Genomic DNA, 15,185 nt, shown 5'->3' with positions numbered 1-15,185 from the left:
CACGCGCCGATCACGGGGACCTGGATGGCGGGCCGGTCACCGCAGGCACCCCGAATACACGGTGCGCGCGAGCGTCGAACGGCGGCTACGCGACGTCGTACGGGCATAACCGGCGCGAACGCATGGTTGAACAGGGAGGAAGTCACATGACGACGAGAAGGAGGCGCCCCGTGACCACGGAGCCGAACCACGAGACGAGCGCCCGCACCGGCGGAGCCCTGAGCCCGGAGGCCGCCGCGGCGCGCACGGACGCGCAGTGGCGTGAACAACTGAACCCGCTCGAGTATCAGGTGCTGCGCCAGGCGGGGACCGAACGCCCCTTCACGGGCGAGTACGTGGACACCACCACGCAGGGCGTGTACGAGTGTCGCGCGTGCGGGGCCGAGCTGTTCCGCTCGGACACGAAGTTTTCGTCCCACTGCGGGTGGCCGTCCTTCTTCGCGCCGCTCGCGGAGGACCGGGTGCGCTACATCGAGGACACAACCATGGGGATGAAGCGCGTGGAGGTGCGCTGCGCGAACTGCGACTCGCACATGGGCCACGTATTCGAGGGCGAGGGGTACGACACTCCCACGGATCTGCGCTACTGCATGAACTCGGTGTCCCTGCGTCTGGTTCCCGCGACGCAGGACTGAAGCGTCGATCCGACCCACCCCAGAACGACGCACGGCGATACGCACGAGCGACACGATGTCAAACGCGCGGTGAAGGATAACGGTGTGGTTACTGTGACCTTGTGGGAGCGGTAACCGAGCTGAACAGCACTCCGGACGTGTTTCGCGCAGTCGTGCAAGCCCTGGAGACTGCCCGCTTCCGCCCGGAGATCGCACTGCGCCGTATCGTCCCCCCGCACGGACTTGCTCCGCACGCGATCTCCTTCGCCGCGGAAGTCGTCCGGGGTCCCCATCGGCGCGACACCGCACCCGGCCGGCCCCGCACCGCGGACGACGCACCGGCGGCCGGGCGTTTCGTGGTGTTGTACGACGAGTCCTGCCCGCAGCCCTGGGAAGGTCCCTTCCGGATCGTGAGCTGGTTCCGGTCCCGCACGGACGCCGCCATGGGCCGGGACGACCTGCTGACCGACGTCGGTTGGTCCTGGCTCACGGACACGCTCACCGAGCACGGTGCGCAGTTCACCGCCGAGGGCGGTACGGCCTCCCGCACGGTGGAGCGCCACTTCGGCAGCCTGACCGAACATGCAGACTCCGCCCAGGTGGAGGTGCGTGCGTCCTGGACCCCGGTGCCCCACATCGGCCCGCCGCACTGGGCCCTGACACACCTGGGTGCGTGGGCCCAGGTGTTGTGCACCGCCGCCGGTCTGCCACCCCATCACGAGGGCGTGACCTACCTGTAACCGGCCCCGTCATCCGTCCCGTCCGGCGGTGCGGATCACCTGCACCGCCGCCGATCCACCCTCCGAGGAACATCCCATCAACAGCAACGCCAAGGACCCCAGGCCCCCTCGAGCTCCGGAGCCACCCGAGATCGTGGTCCCCGGATTCGAGCATCTGCACATTCCCGCGACCGTGCATCTCAACGGCCCCGCAGAGGGGCTCCCCCGCGTGGTGGACACCGCCCGCGGCCTCACGCGCGCCGCGGAGCAACTGGCCGCGGCCACGGGTCCCGTGGCGATCGACACCGAACGCGCCTCGGGGTTCCGCTACGGGCAGCGCGCGTTCCTCGTGCAGTTGCGCCGCGAGGGCGCGGGCACGATCCTGATCGATCCCGAGGCCGTGGGGTCCCTGGCGGTCGTGAACGAGGCCCTGCGCGACGTCGAGTGGGTGCTGCATGCGGCCACGCAGGACATGCCTTGCCTCGCCGAACTGGACATGCACCCGGACCGGCTCTTCGACACCGAACTGGGCGGTCGGTTGCTCGGGCTGCGCAAGGTGGGCCTCGCCTCCATGACGGAGGAACTGCTGGGATTCACGCTGTCCAAGGAGCACTCGGCGGTGGACTGGTCCCAGCGCCCGCTGCCCGTGGACTGGCTCAACTACGCCGCACTGGACGTCGAAGTGCTCGTGCAGCTGCGCTGGGCCACGGAGGATCGCCTGGTCCAGGCGGGCAAGCTCGACTGGGCTCTCGAAGAATTCGAACACATCCGCACCCTGCCCCCGCCCGCACCGCGCCAGGATCCGTGGCGGCGCACCCACGGCGTGGGCAACGTCCGTGGCCGGCGCAAGCTGACCGCGGTGCGCAATCTATGGCAGGCGCGGGAGTCGCTCGCGCGGCACAAGGACCTCGCGCCCACACGGTTGCTCCCGGACTCGGCGATCGTGGCGGCCGCCAACGCGATGCCCCGCACCGTGCCGCAGCTCATGGCCACCCCGGGCTTCCACGGTCGCCTGGCCTCGCGCGAGGCCACCCGGTGGCTCACCGCGGTCCAGGACGCCCGCAACACCGAGGAGCCCGTCCCCGCCACGATCCCCTCCAACGCCCTCCCGCCGGTCAAGGGCTGGGATGCCAAGCGCCCGGAGGCAGCGGCGCGGCTCAAGGTCCTCAAACCCGCCGTGGCGGAACTCGCCGAGCACCTGGAGTTACCCACCGAGAACCTCCTGACGCCCGAACTGTTGCGCCGGTTCTGCTGGCAGCCCCCGCGTTCCGCCGCCGACGACGCCGTGGCCGCCCGGTTGCGCGAGCTCGGCGCCCGCTCGTGGCAGGTCGAGCACGTGACGCCCGTGATCGGGGCCGCGTGGCGTGAACTGCGCTCGCGGCGTCGGGCGGAGAAGACCACTGAGGGGCACGAGTAGATCGAGGGCGCGGAGCCGGCCGTGCACCGGACCGCTCCGGCCACGACACGACAGTGGCCGTGCACCCACGAAGGTGCACGGCCGTTGTCACGCGGCGGCGCGGTCACATGACCCGTGCCGCCCGTCGCATCAGTTCTTCATGTCCTTGGCGTCCGGACCCGGGTGCGCGGGCTTCATGTCCACCTCGTCCTCGGTCACGGCGGGCTCGGGCAGCTCGGCGCCCGAGTCCTTCGCGGGCGTACCGGAATCCTGACCGCCCTGGGAGGCCTTCTGCTTCACGGCCTCGGCACCGCCCTGCGCCTTGTCCTTAACGGACGCGGCACCCTGGGCGGCCTTGTCCTTGACGGCGGCCGCGCCCTCGGAGGCCTTGGCGCCCACGGTGTCGGCGGCCTTCTGCGCGCCGTCGGCGAGCTTCTCGCCCACCACGGGGACCTCGGACTTGACCCAGTCCGTACCCTCGGAGACCTTGGCCTGGACCTTGGGGTCGTTCCAGGTGTTCAGCGCGCTCTCGCGCAGGGACTCGTAGCTCTTGCGACCGGACGCGGAGCCGACCACGAAGCCGATTCCGAAACCGGCGACGAATGCAAGACGTTTGATCATGGTGCCTTCCTTCCTGTACCGCGGACCGGGATCCACCCGTCCGCTCCTGGTCCCATCGTACTGAGGAAACACCCCGCCCCCGCGCCCCACGCCGCGCCGTGACCGGTCCTAGGATTGGAGCCACCGCGTCGAAAGGATCGCACCGCCATGACCGTCCCACCCCTGCCCGAGGACCCCGCCGCCCGGACCAAGACCCCCTCCCCCGCGTTGTTCACGCGCCGACGCGCCGTGGGTGCCGCCGGGATCGCCGCTGTGGGCGCGGTCGGGTTGAGCGCGTGCGGTTCGGGCGGCGGATCGGACGACGACGCCGCGGCCACCCCCACCGCGCCGGCCACCCCCGTGGACGTGGCCGCCGCCGCGGACATCCCCGTGGGGTCGGGGCTCAAGGTGGACTCCGGTGGTGTGCAGGCCGTGGTGGGACAGCCCACCGAGGGCACGTTCACCGCGTTCTCTCCCGTGTGCCCGCACGAGGGGTGCATCGTCAATCCCGCCAACCGGCAGTACGTGTGCCCGTGCCACAGCTCGGCGTTCGACATGGCCACGGGCGAGGTCAAGGGCGGGCCCGCATCCAGGGGACTCACTGAGTACCCGGTCACGGTGCGCGACGGGCGCGTCATCGTGGGCTGAACCGCGCGGATCCGTTCGCCGCGCACCACATCTGTCCGGCGGCGAACGGTCCGTGGATCAGCGCTGGTGGTTCAGCGTCCGTCGCGCGGTTGCTCCCCGGAGCGCGGCACGGTGAGCTGCGCGGCGTCTTCGGACACGGGGCGCGCGTACGGGACCTTGGTGCCCAGGACGGACGCGAGCGTGTCCTGGGCGACGCGCTGGGCGGTCAACCCCGTGTGCTGCAGGATCTGCTCGCGGCTCGCGTGCTCGAGGAACTCGGTGGGTAACCCCACCTCGTTCAGCGCGGTGTCCACGCCCTGGGCGCGCATCTCCTGGCGGATGAGCGAACCGATGCCCCCGGCGCGCACACCGTCCTCGATCACCACCACGATCCGGTGCGTCGCTGCCTGCTCCACGACCGCCTGCGGCACGGGCAGTACCCAGCGGGGGTCCACCACGGTGGAGGAGACACCGTGGGCGGCGAGGCGTTCGGAGACGTCCAGCGCGGTGACGCACATGGCGCCCACGCCCACGATCAGCACGTCGCGGTGATCCACGCCCTTGCCGGAGGCCTCGCCGTTGCGGGCGAGGACGTCCACCCCGCCGCTCAGTCGCTCGAGGGCGGGCAACGGCGCACCCACCGCGCCCTTGGGGTAGCGCACCACGGTGGGTGCGTCGGAGACGGCAACCGCCTCGCGCAGCTCCTCGACCATGGTGGCCTCGTCCCGCGGGGCCGCGAGGTGCAGCCCCGGCACGATCTGCAACAGTGCGAGGTCCCACATCCCGTGGTGGCTCGGCCCGTCCGGGCCGGTGACGCCCGCGCGGTCCAGCACGACCGTGACGCCCGCGTGATGCAGGGCCACGTCCATGAGCAGCTGGTCGAAGCCGCGGTTGAGGAACGTCGCGTACAGGCCCACGACCGGGTGCAGCCCGCTGAACGCCATGCCCGCGGCCATGGTCAGCGCGTGCTGTTCGGCGATCCCCACGTCCACGACGCGCTGCGGGTGTACCGTCTGCATCTTCTGCAGTCCCATGGGGATCAACATGGCGCCGGTGATGCCCACGATGTCCTCGCGCTCATCCGCGATCGCGGCGATCTCGTCGCGGAAGACGTGCGTCCACGAGCGGGCCGAGGCGGTACTCGTGGGTTTGCCCGTGGTGGGGTCGATCACGGGCACGGAGTGGAACTGGTCGTTCGCGTCCAGGCGGGCGGGCAAGTAGCCGTGGCCCTTCTCGGTGATGGCGTGGACGATGACCGGGCCACCGAAGTTGCGGGCATTCGTGAGCGCTTGTTCCATCGCGGCGAGGTCATGGCCGTCCACCGGACCCACGTACTTCATGCCGAGGTCCTCGAAGATCCCCTGCTGGACCACCACGTCCTTGATGCCCTGCTTCATCCCGTGCAGACCGCGGTACACGGCCTGGCCCAGGTGGCCCGAGGACGTCAGCAGGCGCTTAGCCTTCGCGAGGGTCTGCTCGTAGCGGCGGTCCGTGCGCACGGCGTCCACGCCCTGCTGCACGCTGGCCTGCAGCTCGCGCAGGTGGTTCGCGAACCCGCCCACGGTGGGCGCGTAGGAGCGGCCGTTGTCGTTGACCACGATCACGACTTTGCGGTCCCGGTCCGAGGCGATGTTGTTCACGGCCTCCCACGCCATGCCACCGGTCAGGGCCCCGTCCCCGATCACCGCGACGGTGTGCCGGTCGTCCTGGCCCGTGAGCGCGTAACCGCGCGAGATCCCGTCCGCCCAGGACAGGGACGACGACGCGTGGGAGGACTCCACGATGTCGTGTTCGGACTCCGCGCGGGACGGGTAGCCCGCGAGGCCACCCTCCTGGCGCAGGGTGTCGAAGTCCTGGCGACCCGTGACGAGCTTGTGCACGTAGGACTGGTGCCCGGTGTCGAAGACGATCGAGTCCTGGGGCGAGTCGAACACGCGGTGCACCGCGAGGGTGAGCTCCACGACACCCAGGTTCGGCCCCAGGTGACCCCCGGTCGCGGAGACGTGGGTGATCAGGAAGGAACGGATCTCGGCGGCCAACTGCTCCATGGCCGCGGCGTCCAGCCCCCGTAGGTCTTCGGGTCCCTCGATGGTCTCCAGAAGCGTCATAGCCTGCTCTCCGTGGATGTCTCGTCCTCTTCGGGCCCGCACCGGACGGGTGCTCGTCCGGCGGGGGGATCATGATGCGCCCGAATGCTCCGTCCGATCTTACTCGCCCTGGCCGGGGCCCCGTCCCGTCGCATGGCCTGGGCCACGGCGAACGACGCCCGCGACGCCGTCGGCCGGTGACCCCCCGAGCGGGGATCACCGGCCGACGGTACGATCCGAGGACCTATTACTTGGCGATCTGACGCAGCACGTACTGCAGGATGCCGCCGTTACGGTAGTAGTCGGCCTCACCCGGGGTGTCGATGCGCAGCACGGCGTCGAACTCCACGGTGGAACCGTCTTCCTTGGTGGCCGTGACCTTCAGGGTCTTGGGGGTCTGGCCGTCGTTGAGCGCGGTGACCCCTTCGATCGAGAACGTCTCGGTGCCGTCCAACCCCAGGGAGTCCGCGGACTCGCCCTCGGGGAACTGCAGGGGCAGCACGCCCATGCCGATCAGGTTGGAACGGTGGATGCGCTCGTAGGACTGCGCGATGACCGCGCGCACACCCAGCAGGGACGTGCCCTTGGCCGCCCAGTCACGCGAGGAACCGGAGCCGTACTCCTTGCCGCCCAGCACCACCAGGGGAACACCGGCCTCCTGGTAGTTCATCGCGGCGTCGTACACGGCGGCCTGCGGGCCACCCTCCTGAGTGAAGTCGCGGGTGAAACCGCCCTCCACGCCGTCGAGCAGCTGGTTCTTGATGCGGATGTTCGCGAACGTACCGCGGATCATGACCTCGTGGTTACCACGGCGGGAACCGTAGGAGTTGAAGTCCTTGCGCTGCACGCCGTGCTCCGTGAGGTACTTGCCCGCGGGCGTGTCGCTCTTGAACGAACCGGCCGGGGAGATGTGGTCCGTGGTCACGGAATCGCCCAGCTTGAGCAGCACGCGCGCACCCTCGATGTCCTCCACCGGAGTGGTCTCCATGGTCATGCCCTCGAAGTACGGTGGCTTGCGCACGTAGGTGGACTCGGGGTCCCACTCGAACACGTCACCCGTGGGGGTGTCCAGGTTCTGCCAGCGCTCGTCACCGTCGAAGATGGTGCCGTACTCGCGGTCGAACATATCGGTGTCGATCGAGGCATCGATGATCTTCTGGACCTCGGTGGGGTCCGGCCAGATGTCCTTGAGGAACACGTCCTGACCATTCGAGTCCTGGCCCAAAGGCTCGTTCTCGAAGTCAAAGTCCATGGTCCCGGCCAGCGCGTACGCGATGACCAGCGGCGGGGACGCGAGGTAGTTCATCTTCACGTCCGGGTTGATTCGGCCCTCGAAGTTGCGGTTACCGGAGAGCACCGAGGTCACGGCGAGGTCGTTTTCCTGCACGGCCTGGGAGATCTCGGGCTCCAGAGGACCGGAGTTGCCGATGCACGTGGTGCAGCCGTAACCCACGATGTAGAAGCCGAGCTCCTCGAGTGCCGGGACCAGACCGGACTTCTCGTAGTACTCGGTGACCACGCGCGAACCCGGCGCGATCGAGGTCTTGACCCACGGCTTGGCCTTGAGGCCCTTCTCCGTGGCGTTGCGCGCGAGCACGGCCGCGGCCATCATCACCGAGGGGTTGGACGTGTTGGTGCAGGACGTGATCGAGGCGATCGACACGGCACCGTGGTCCAGCTCGAAGTGACGGCCGTCCTCCATGGAGACCTCCACTCGGTGCTCGGGGCGCTCCCTCATGTCGTCCGCGGAGCTCTCGCGCGGCGCGTCCTGGGGGTCCTGCTCGTCGGTCGCGTCGTGGGAGGGGGCGTCGGAGGCCGGGAAGGACTCGACGACGTCCGGGTCCACATCCACGGACTTGTCCTCGGCCACGTAGTTCACGAGGTCGTCGCGGAACTGTTCCTTGGAGCGAGTCAGCTCGATGCGGTCCTGGGGACGTTTGGGCCCAGAGATCGAGGGGACCACGGTGGACAGGTCCAACTCGAGGTACTCGGAGTAGGCGACCTCGTGCTCGGGGTCGTGCCACATGCCCTGTTCCTTGGTGTACGCCTCGATCAGGGCGATCTGCTCCTCGGAGCGGCCCGTGAGCGCCAGGTAGTCCAGGGTCACCTGGTCGATCGGGAAGATCGCCGCGGTGGAACCGAACTCCGGGGACATGTTGCCGATCGTGGCGCGGTTGGCCAGCGGTACCGCTGCCACGCCCTCACCGTAGAACTCCACGAACTTGCCCACGACACCGTGCTCACGCAGCATCTCCGTGATGGTCAGCACCACGTCCGTGGCGGTCGCACCGGAGGGGATCTCGCCGGTGAGCTTGAAGCCCACCACGCGCGGGATCAGCATGGAGATGGGCTGACCGAGCATCGCGGCCTCGGCCTCGATGCCACCCACACCCCAACCGAGCACGCCGATGCCGTTCTCCATGGTGGTGTGGGAGTCGGTGCCCACACAGGTGTCCGGGTAGGCGCGCAGCGTGCCGTCAACCTCGCGGGTCATGACCACGCGGGCCAGGTTCTCGATGTTGACCTGGTGGACGATGCCCATCCCGGGCGGGACCACCTTGAAGTCATCGAACGCGGTCTGGCCCCAGCGCAGGAACTGGTAGCGCTCGCCGTTGCGCTGGTACTCGATGTCCATGTTGCGCTCGATCGCGTCCGCGGAACCGAACGCGTCGATCTGCACGGAGTGGTCGATGACCAGCTCGGCCGGGGCGAGCGGGTTCACGCGGGAGGGGTCGCCGCCGAGATCTGCCACGGCCTCACGCATGGTGGCCAGGTCCACGATGCAGGGAACGCCGGTGAAGTCCTGCATGATCACGCGACCAGGGGTGAACTGGATCTCCGTGTCGGGCTGGGCCTCGGGGTCCCAGTTGCCCAGGGCTTCAATGTGCTTGCTCGTCACATTGGCACCGTCCTCGGTGCGCAGCAGGTTCTCGAGCAGGACCTTCAAGCTGTAGGGGAGCTTCTGGGCTCCCTCCACGGCGTCCAGTCGGAAAATTTCGTAGTCGGTGCCCTTGACGTTGAGAACGTCCTTGGCTCCAAAGCTGTCCACAGTCATGGTGTGGAACTCCTCTCGCCACCGTCGGTTGCGTTCGGCGCGCGCGGCACACTACAGGTGTCCCCCGCGCGTGGAACAGTCCCTGTCAGTGTAGCCCGTGCGCTCCGTCACTCCGGGGATTCCCGGGCGTCCGCGTCACGATGACGTGGGCCGTCGTTCGGCCGCCCGGTTCAGCCCTCGCAGTTGAGCACCGCGACGGCTTCCACGTGGTGCGTGTTCGGGTACAGATCGAATGCCTCGACGCCCTCGATCCGCCAGCCCCGGCGCCGCAACCGCCCCAGGTCCCGGCCGAGCGCGGCAGGATCGCACGCGACGTACACGATCGTGCGCGGTGCGGCACGGTCCACCGCGGCCAGCACCTCCTTGGCCGCACCGGCGCGCGGCGGGTCCAGGACGACGACGTCCGGGCGCGGTGGCCGCGGTGTGGAACCACGACCCCGCCGGGACGACGCCGCTGCGGCACCCCGGCCCCGGTGCCCACCCCGCCCGCCCGGTCCAGTGAGCACGCGCGCCACGTCCCCGCGCACGCTCGTGACGTGCGGGGCGCGGGCGAGGTTGTGGGCGGCGTCGGCGGAGGTCACGGGCGAGCCCTCGACCGCGAAGACGCACCCCGTGGGGCCCACGGCGCGCGCGGCCACCGCGGTGAACAGACCGGCGCCGCTGTACAGGTCCCACACGCTGTCCCCGGGGCGCAGACCGGCGCCGTCCAGTACCGCGCGGGCGAGGGTCCCGGGAGCGCCGCGATGGATCTGCCAGAAGCCCGTGGGACTTATGCGCCAGCGCAGCGGCTCGGGATCGGTAGCGCCGGGCAACTCGAGGGTCTCCTGGACGTGGTCGGTGCCCGCCCACACCTGGGTGTCCCGCTCGTGCGGCGAGCGCGCGGTGACGCTCACCCCGCGGTCCCCCGCCCATGCGCTCAACCGATCCCGCAGGGCGGTGACCTGCTCCGGCGCGGCATCCGGGCGCAGCCCCACGTGCAGCAGCGGTGCCGCTCCCCCTGCCGGCGCGGCGACGTCCACGCGGGCCGCACCGGGGTACTCCAGCGACCACGGGGCCAGGGCGCGGATCGCGTCCGTGGCCAGGGGCATGTCCGTGACGGGACCGAGCTCGGTGCTGCGGTGGGGGTACATCCCGGGTGTGCCGTCGGGGGCCACGTCCAGGTGCAACCGGGTGCGCCACCCGGTGCCGTCGGGGCTCTCCCCCGCGACGGGCTGCACCTCGCCGTCCCAGTCGTGGCCGGCCAGGTGGCCCAGTTGCTCGGCGATCACGTGGCGTTTGAGTTCGCGCTGGGTCGTCAGATCCGCGTGCCCGAACTCGGCCCCGCCCAGCGGTGGCCGGTCCGCGCCCGCTGCGACGAGCGCGTCCGCCTGCTCCCACGGGTGTACCTCCCGGCGCCCGGGGACGGGTTCGAGCACGTCCGTGACGTCAGCGCGCCAGAACGACGCCGCGGGGTCCCGGTCGGTGAGCCGCACACGAACCAGCTCCCCCGGCAGCCCGTGGCGCACGAAGACCACGCGCCCCTCGTCCGTGCGGGCCACCACGTGGCCGCCGTGGGCCACGGCGCCCAGGCGCAGCTCGAGGTGATCGGGGGACTCGGTCATTCGTTGTTCTCCGTGAGTCGTAGTTCGCGCACCGATTCGAGGTGCCAGGGTACGGAGGCGATCATGACTCCGCGTTCGTAGTGCAGCCGCGTCCGCAACGGGCGGATGGCCTGGTTGTGCAGGAAGCGTTCCCATCCGCGGCCCACCACGTACTCGGGCAGGTACACGATCACGAGGTCCCGCGGGGACTTGCGGCGGATGCCGCGGATGTGGGCGACGACGGGTCCCACGGTATCGCGGTAGGGCGAGGCGAGGACCGTGACGGGCACGGGGATCTCCAGGGCCTCCCACTGCTTCACGATCTGTTCGGTGCGCGCGCGGTCCGTGTCCACCACCACGGCCTCGAGGCTGGACGGACGGGAGGCCCGCGCATAGGTCAAGGCGTGCACCACGGGCTTGCGCACCGAGGTGACCACGATGATCGAGTGCACGCGGGACGGCAGGGCCCGCACCCCCGAGTTTTGGTGCACCTCGAGTTCGGTGTCCACCGAGCGGTAGTGGTGCCCGATGGCGCGCATCATCACGGTGATCAGGGCGATCGCGACGATCGTGAGCCACGCGCCCTGGGCGAACTTGGTCACGAGTACCACCACGAACACCGCCGCGCACGCGATCAGGGCGATCACCGCCACGGCCCAGCGCCCGGCGATCCGGCGGTGCGGACTCTGCGACGTGCTCGTGCGGCGCACCCTGGCCCAGTGCCGCACCATGCCCGCCTGGGTCAGCGTGAACGCGAAGAACGCCCCCACCACGTAGAGCTGGATGAGCCCGTTGACGTTCGCGCGGAACACGATCGTGAAGACCGCCGCGACCACGGACAACAGGATGATGCCGTTCGTGAACGCGAAGCGGTACCCCCGGCTCTGCAACTGCCGGGGCAGCAATGCGGCGGACGCGAGGCGTGAGGCCAGCACGGGGAAGCCCGAGTACGCCGTGTTCGCGGCCATGAACAGCACGCCCACGGTCACGAGAACGAGGATCACGAACCACACGGAATCCGCCCCCGCCACGGCCTGCGCGATCTGGCCCAGGATGGGCACCTGGTAGAAGTCGGGCTCCGGTGCGCGGCCGTCGATCAACAGTTGCCGCGCGGGGTCCATCACGACCACCGCGCCCGTGCGCCGGGTCAGGTAGAGCACCCCGAGCAGCAACACAGCGGACAGCGCTCCGAGCACCGCGAGCGTGCGCGCCGCGTTGAGGGCCTTGGGCCTGCGGAAGAACGGCACGGAGTGCGTGATGGTCTCCACGCCCGTCAGGGCCACGGCACCCGAGGAGAACGCGCGCAGCACGAGCATGGCCCCGGCCAGGCCCATGAGCCCGCCGTCCATGCCCGCGGCCGGGACGACGTCGTAGTCCGCCGACGGCGCGCGCTGCAGTGTTCCCGTGACGTCCTGGACGAAGCCCACGAGCACGAGGATCAGCACGACCCCCACGAACGCGTACGTGGGCACCGAGGACGCGCGACCCATGGATTTGAGTCCGCGCAGGTTGAGCAAGCCCACGAGCGCGATCCCCGCGACGGCCACGACCGTCTGGTGGCCCACGAGCCACGGGAAGGCCGCGGCGAGGTACTGCGCGGCGGCGGCCATGGACACGGCCACGACGAGCGTGTAGTCCACCATCAGAGCGGCACCCACCGCGGCACCGGCGGGCCGGCCGAGGTTCTTGGACGCGATCTCGAAGTCCGCCCCGCCCGAGGGGTACGCGCGCACGTTCTGCCGGTACGCGGTGATGATCACCGCGAGCACGGCGAGAACCGCGAGGCCCACCCACGGGGACAGCAGGATCGCCGCGGAACCCGCGAGGGCGAGCGTCAGGACGATCTCATCCGGGGCGTACGCGACCGAGGACAGGGCGTCGGACGCGAACACCGGCAGGGCGGTGCCCTTGGAGAGCACCGTGCCCGCGGCGCGCTCGTTGTGGATCGGTTTGCCCACGAGCGCGCGGCGCAGCATTTGGGACACATACACGTGGGAACACGCTAGTCCCTCGGCCGGGCCTTGTCCCGTGCCGCGGGCCCTATGCTGTGGCTCATGGCGCATTTCGTGATCATGGGCGTGGGCCGGGTGGGGATCACCCTCGCGCACGCCCTCGAGGACTCAGGGCACACGGTTGCCGTGATCGACCAGGACGACCGGGCGTTCCGCAAACTGCGGCCCTCGTTCAGCGGCAAAAAGGTCACGGGCCACGGCTTCGACCGCGAGGTGCTGCAACGCGCGGGGATCGCGGACGCCTACGCGTTCGCCGCGGTCTCCTCGGGGGACAATTCCAACATCATCGCCGCGCGCGTGGCGCGGGAGACCTTCAAGGTCAAACACGTGGTCGCCCGGATCTACGACCCCACCCGCGCGGAGTTCTACCAGCGCATGGGCATTCCCACGGTCGCGTCCGTGCGCTGGAGCGCGGACCAGGTGCTGCGCCGCATCCTGCCCGAACACGCCATCACGGGTGACTTCCGGGAGGCCTCCGGTCGCCTGCAGCTCGGGGAACTGCCCCTGGACGACGCGTGGTCGGGACTGCACCTGGACCGGATCGAGGAGGCCGCCGGTGTGCGGGTCGCGTTCCTGACCCGGTTCGGGGAGGGCATCCTGCCCGCGAGCGACACGAGCTACCAGCAGGGGGACATCGTGCACGCCATGATGCGCGTGGAGGACGTGGAACGCGTGGCCCGGGTGCTGTCCCGACCGCCGTCGGACGAGGTCATGGAGGCCGTGGCGCTCGCCGCGACCCCTGGGACGCGGGGGCGTGACTGATGCACGTGGTGATCGTAGGCGGAGGGTCCGTGGGATCCTCGATCGCTCGGGAACTGTTGTCGCACGGCCACGACGTGGTCGTGGTGGACGCCACCGCGGAGGTGATCGGACGCTCCAACCTGCGCGGTGCGCAGTGGGTCGTGGGGGACGCGTGCGATCTCCAAGTCCTGCAACGGGCGCGCGCGGAGGAGGCGGACGTGGTCGTGGCCGCGACCGGTGACGACAAGGCCAACCTGGTCGTCTCGTTGCTCGCGCGCAGCGAGTTCGGGGTGCCCCGCACCGTGGGGCGTGTCAACCACCCCAAGAACGAGTGGCTCTTCGACGACGCGTGGGGCGTGGACGTGGCCGTATCCACCCCGCGGTTGATGACGGCGCTCGTGGAGGAAGCCGTGGAGGTGGGCGACGTCGTGCGCCTGCTGAGCTTCCAGACCGGCTCGGCCACGCTGTCCGCCTACACGGTGCCCCGGGAACACCCCGTGGTCGCGAGCACCGTGACCCAGGTGCCGTGGCCCCAGGACGTGGCGCTCGTGGCGATCCTGCGCGACGGCGTGCCGATCGCACCGTCCGGCGACGACGTCCTGGAGAGCGGGGACGAGCTGTTCTTCATCACCACGGCGGCGGGTGAGGACCAGTTGCGGGCCATGTTCACCACGGCCCGGGACGTCAACCTGCAGGCTGCTCGCGGCGAGGGCGGCTCCACAGCCATGCCACCCACAGCACAGCGGCGTACAGCGGGGCCCCCATGACCAAACGCGCGATCCCGAGCGCCGTGACGTTCTCCGCGACGTACAGCGGGACCTGCACGAGCAACCGGGTCGCGAACATCGCGATGAGCAGACCGTTGACCCGCTGATAGGCCACGCGCCGCAGCGGGTCGCGGCGCCAGTCCACGGATTCACCGCGCACGTAGCCGAAGACGACGCCCAGCAGCGGCCACCCAACAGTCGCCGAGATGCTCAACAGGACCAGCGCCACGACGTTCGTGATGAACCCGGGCACGTAGTAGTCCAGCGCCTGCCCGCCCGCGCGGGCGAACAGCGTGCACACTCCCACGCCCATGAGCCCGGCGATCGCCTGGGTCACGGCCTGGCGCTGCGCCAGCCGGAGCACGGTGAACACGGCGGCCGTGCCCAGTGACGCCAACAACGCCGGGACCAACTCCCCCGTGAGCACCACGCACGCGAGGTACACGAGTCCCGGGAGGATGGATTCGATCACGCCGCGCCAGCCGCCCACGGCGCTGAGCACGTCCAGTTGGCCGTTGGCGTCCCGGCGCAGGCCCGAGCGCCGGGCGAGATCCTCGGCGGCGCGGCCCATGCGGTCGCCCGCGCTCTGCGGTGCGGGGTCCGTCGGGTCCGGCGGAGACGTCATCGCACGGCCTTCTTGGGGGTGATGATCTCGTAGCGCGGATTGTACATGGTGGCCACCCCGTCCGGGAAGCACACCACGGCGAGGCAGCGCAGCTTGGTGCCGGCGGTGACGCCCGGGACCACGTGCTGACCGTGCCACAACAGTTCGAGCGTGCACGGCTGCGCCGCTGGGTTCGTCACGCGCAGCAGCGCCCGGTAGTACGGCGGCGCGGTCACGGGCGCGATCGTGACCTCCACGACCACGCCCTCCACGACCGCACGGCGCCGCTGCCGCGCCCTATGCTCCGGGGTCAGGTCCTCCGCGTGGGCCTCGGGTTCGGCGACGACGTCGATCGCGCCCGTGAGCGGGTTGTTGACCACCCG

The 15,185-nt window shown here is 70.2% G+C and carries 13 protein-coding genes; 6 read left to right on the top strand and 7 right to left on the bottom strand.

Annotated elements, in window-relative coordinates; genetic code table 11:
- Window positions 1-218 precede the first annotated feature (218 nt).
- The 3 genes from msrB to IE157_RS05985 all read left to right on the top strand — a co-directional run bounded on the left by msrB (window position 219) and on the right by IE157_RS05985 (window position 2,750).
- On the top strand, window positions 219-635 hold the full coding sequence (gene msrB / locus IE157_RS05995; RefSeq protein ID WP_369795628.1) for a peptide-methionine (R)-S-oxide reductase MsrB: 417 nt from the start codon (window positions 219-221) through the stop codon (window positions 633-635).
- A 137-nt stretch (window positions 636-772) separates the two neighbouring features.
- Window positions 773-1,354: a DUF3000 domain-containing protein gene (locus IE157_RS05990; protein WP_318281352.1), complete on the top strand. Its 582-nt coding sequence runs from the start codon at window positions 773-775 to the stop codon at window positions 1,352-1,354.
- Between the two features lie 133 nt (window positions 1,355-1,487).
- Window positions 1,488-2,750, top strand: coding sequence for an HRDC domain-containing protein (locus IE157_RS05985; protein ID WP_193519633.1), 1,263 nt, complete (start codon window positions 1,488-1,490; stop codon window positions 2,748-2,750).
- A 129-nt stretch (window positions 2,751-2,879) separates the two neighbouring features.
- Here IE157_RS05985 and IE157_RS05980 read toward each other — a convergent pair whose 3' ends face one another.
- Window positions 2,880-3,350, bottom strand: a complete 471-nt coding sequence (locus IE157_RS05980; protein WP_193519434.1) for a hypothetical protein — start codon at window positions 3,348-3,350, stop codon at window positions 2,880-2,882.
- Window positions 3,351-3,497: 147 nt separating this feature from the next.
- On the opposite strand from IE157_RS05980, the gene IE157_RS05975 reads away from it, so the two are divergent.
- A complete protein-coding gene (locus IE157_RS05975) occupies window positions 3,498-3,977 on the top strand; it encodes a Rieske (2Fe-2S) protein (RefSeq protein ID WP_193519433.1) in 480 nt (159 codons plus the stop codon).
- A 71-nt stretch (window positions 3,978-4,048) separates the two neighbouring features.
- On the opposite strand, the gene dxs is transcribed toward IE157_RS05975, so the two are convergent.
- The 4 genes from dxs to IE157_RS05955 all read right to left on the bottom strand — a co-directional run bounded on the left by dxs (window position 4,049) and on the right by IE157_RS05955 (window position 12,654).
- Window positions 4,049-6,064: a 1-deoxy-D-xylulose-5-phosphate synthase gene (gene dxs / locus IE157_RS05970; RefSeq protein ID WP_193519432.1), complete on the bottom strand. Its 2,016-nt coding sequence runs from the start codon at window positions 6,062-6,064 to the stop codon at window positions 4,049-4,051.
- A 226-nt stretch (window positions 6,065-6,290) separates the two neighbouring features.
- Window positions 6,291-9,098 (bottom strand): aconitate hydratase AcnA, encoded by a 2,808-nt coding sequence (gene acnA / locus IE157_RS05965; protein WP_193519431.1) that lies wholly within the window; start codon window positions 9,096-9,098, stop codon window positions 6,291-6,293.
- 170 nt (window positions 9,099-9,268) lie between these two features.
- Window positions 9,269-10,699: a class I SAM-dependent RNA methyltransferase gene (locus IE157_RS05960; RefSeq protein ID WP_193519430.1), complete on the bottom strand. Its 1,431-nt coding sequence runs from the start codon at window positions 10,697-10,699 to the stop codon at window positions 9,269-9,271.
- Window positions 10,696-12,654: an APC family permease gene (locus tag IE157_RS05955; RefSeq protein ID WP_318281385.1), complete on the bottom strand. Its 1,959-nt coding sequence runs from the start codon at window positions 12,652-12,654 to the stop codon at window positions 10,696-10,698. The genes IE157_RS05960 and IE157_RS05955 overlap by 4 nt, the downstream gene beginning before the upstream one ends.
- Window positions 12,655-12,732: 78 nt before the next feature.
- Between IE157_RS05955 and IE157_RS05950 the strand changes: the two genes are divergently transcribed.
- Entirely contained in the window at window positions 12,733-13,452 is a 720-nt protein-coding gene (locus IE157_RS05950; RefSeq protein ID WP_193519428.1) for a potassium channel family protein, read from the top strand.
- On the top strand, window positions 13,452-14,198 hold the full coding sequence (locus IE157_RS05945; protein ID WP_193519427.1) for a potassium channel family protein: 747 nt from the start codon (window positions 13,452-13,454) through the stop codon (window positions 14,196-14,198). Before IE157_RS05950 ends, IE157_RS05945 begins: the two co-directional genes overlap by 1 nt.
- On the opposite strand, the gene IE157_RS05940 is transcribed toward IE157_RS05945, so the two are convergent.
- Window positions 14,116-14,823 (bottom strand): DUF3159 domain-containing protein, encoded by a 708-nt coding sequence (locus IE157_RS05940; protein ID WP_193519426.1) that lies wholly within the window; start codon window positions 14,821-14,823, stop codon window positions 14,116-14,118. The two genes, IE157_RS05945 and IE157_RS05940, sit on opposite strands and share 83 nt — an antisense overlap.
- Window positions 14,820-15,182, bottom strand: a complete 363-nt coding sequence (locus tag IE157_RS05935) for a hypothetical protein (protein WP_064846772.1) — start codon at window positions 15,180-15,182, stop codon at window positions 14,820-14,822. Before IE157_RS05935 ends, IE157_RS05940 begins: the two co-directional genes overlap by 4 nt.
- Window positions 15,183-15,185: the final 3 nt, after the last annotated feature.

This window comes from Kocuria marina (assembly GCA_014652975.1).
GTDB lineage: Bacteria > Actinomycetota > Actinomycetes > Actinomycetales > Micrococcaceae > Kocuria > Kocuria marina.
Note: the sequence above shows the minus strand (reverse complement) of the source record. Positions and strands in the feature narration are given on the sequence as shown.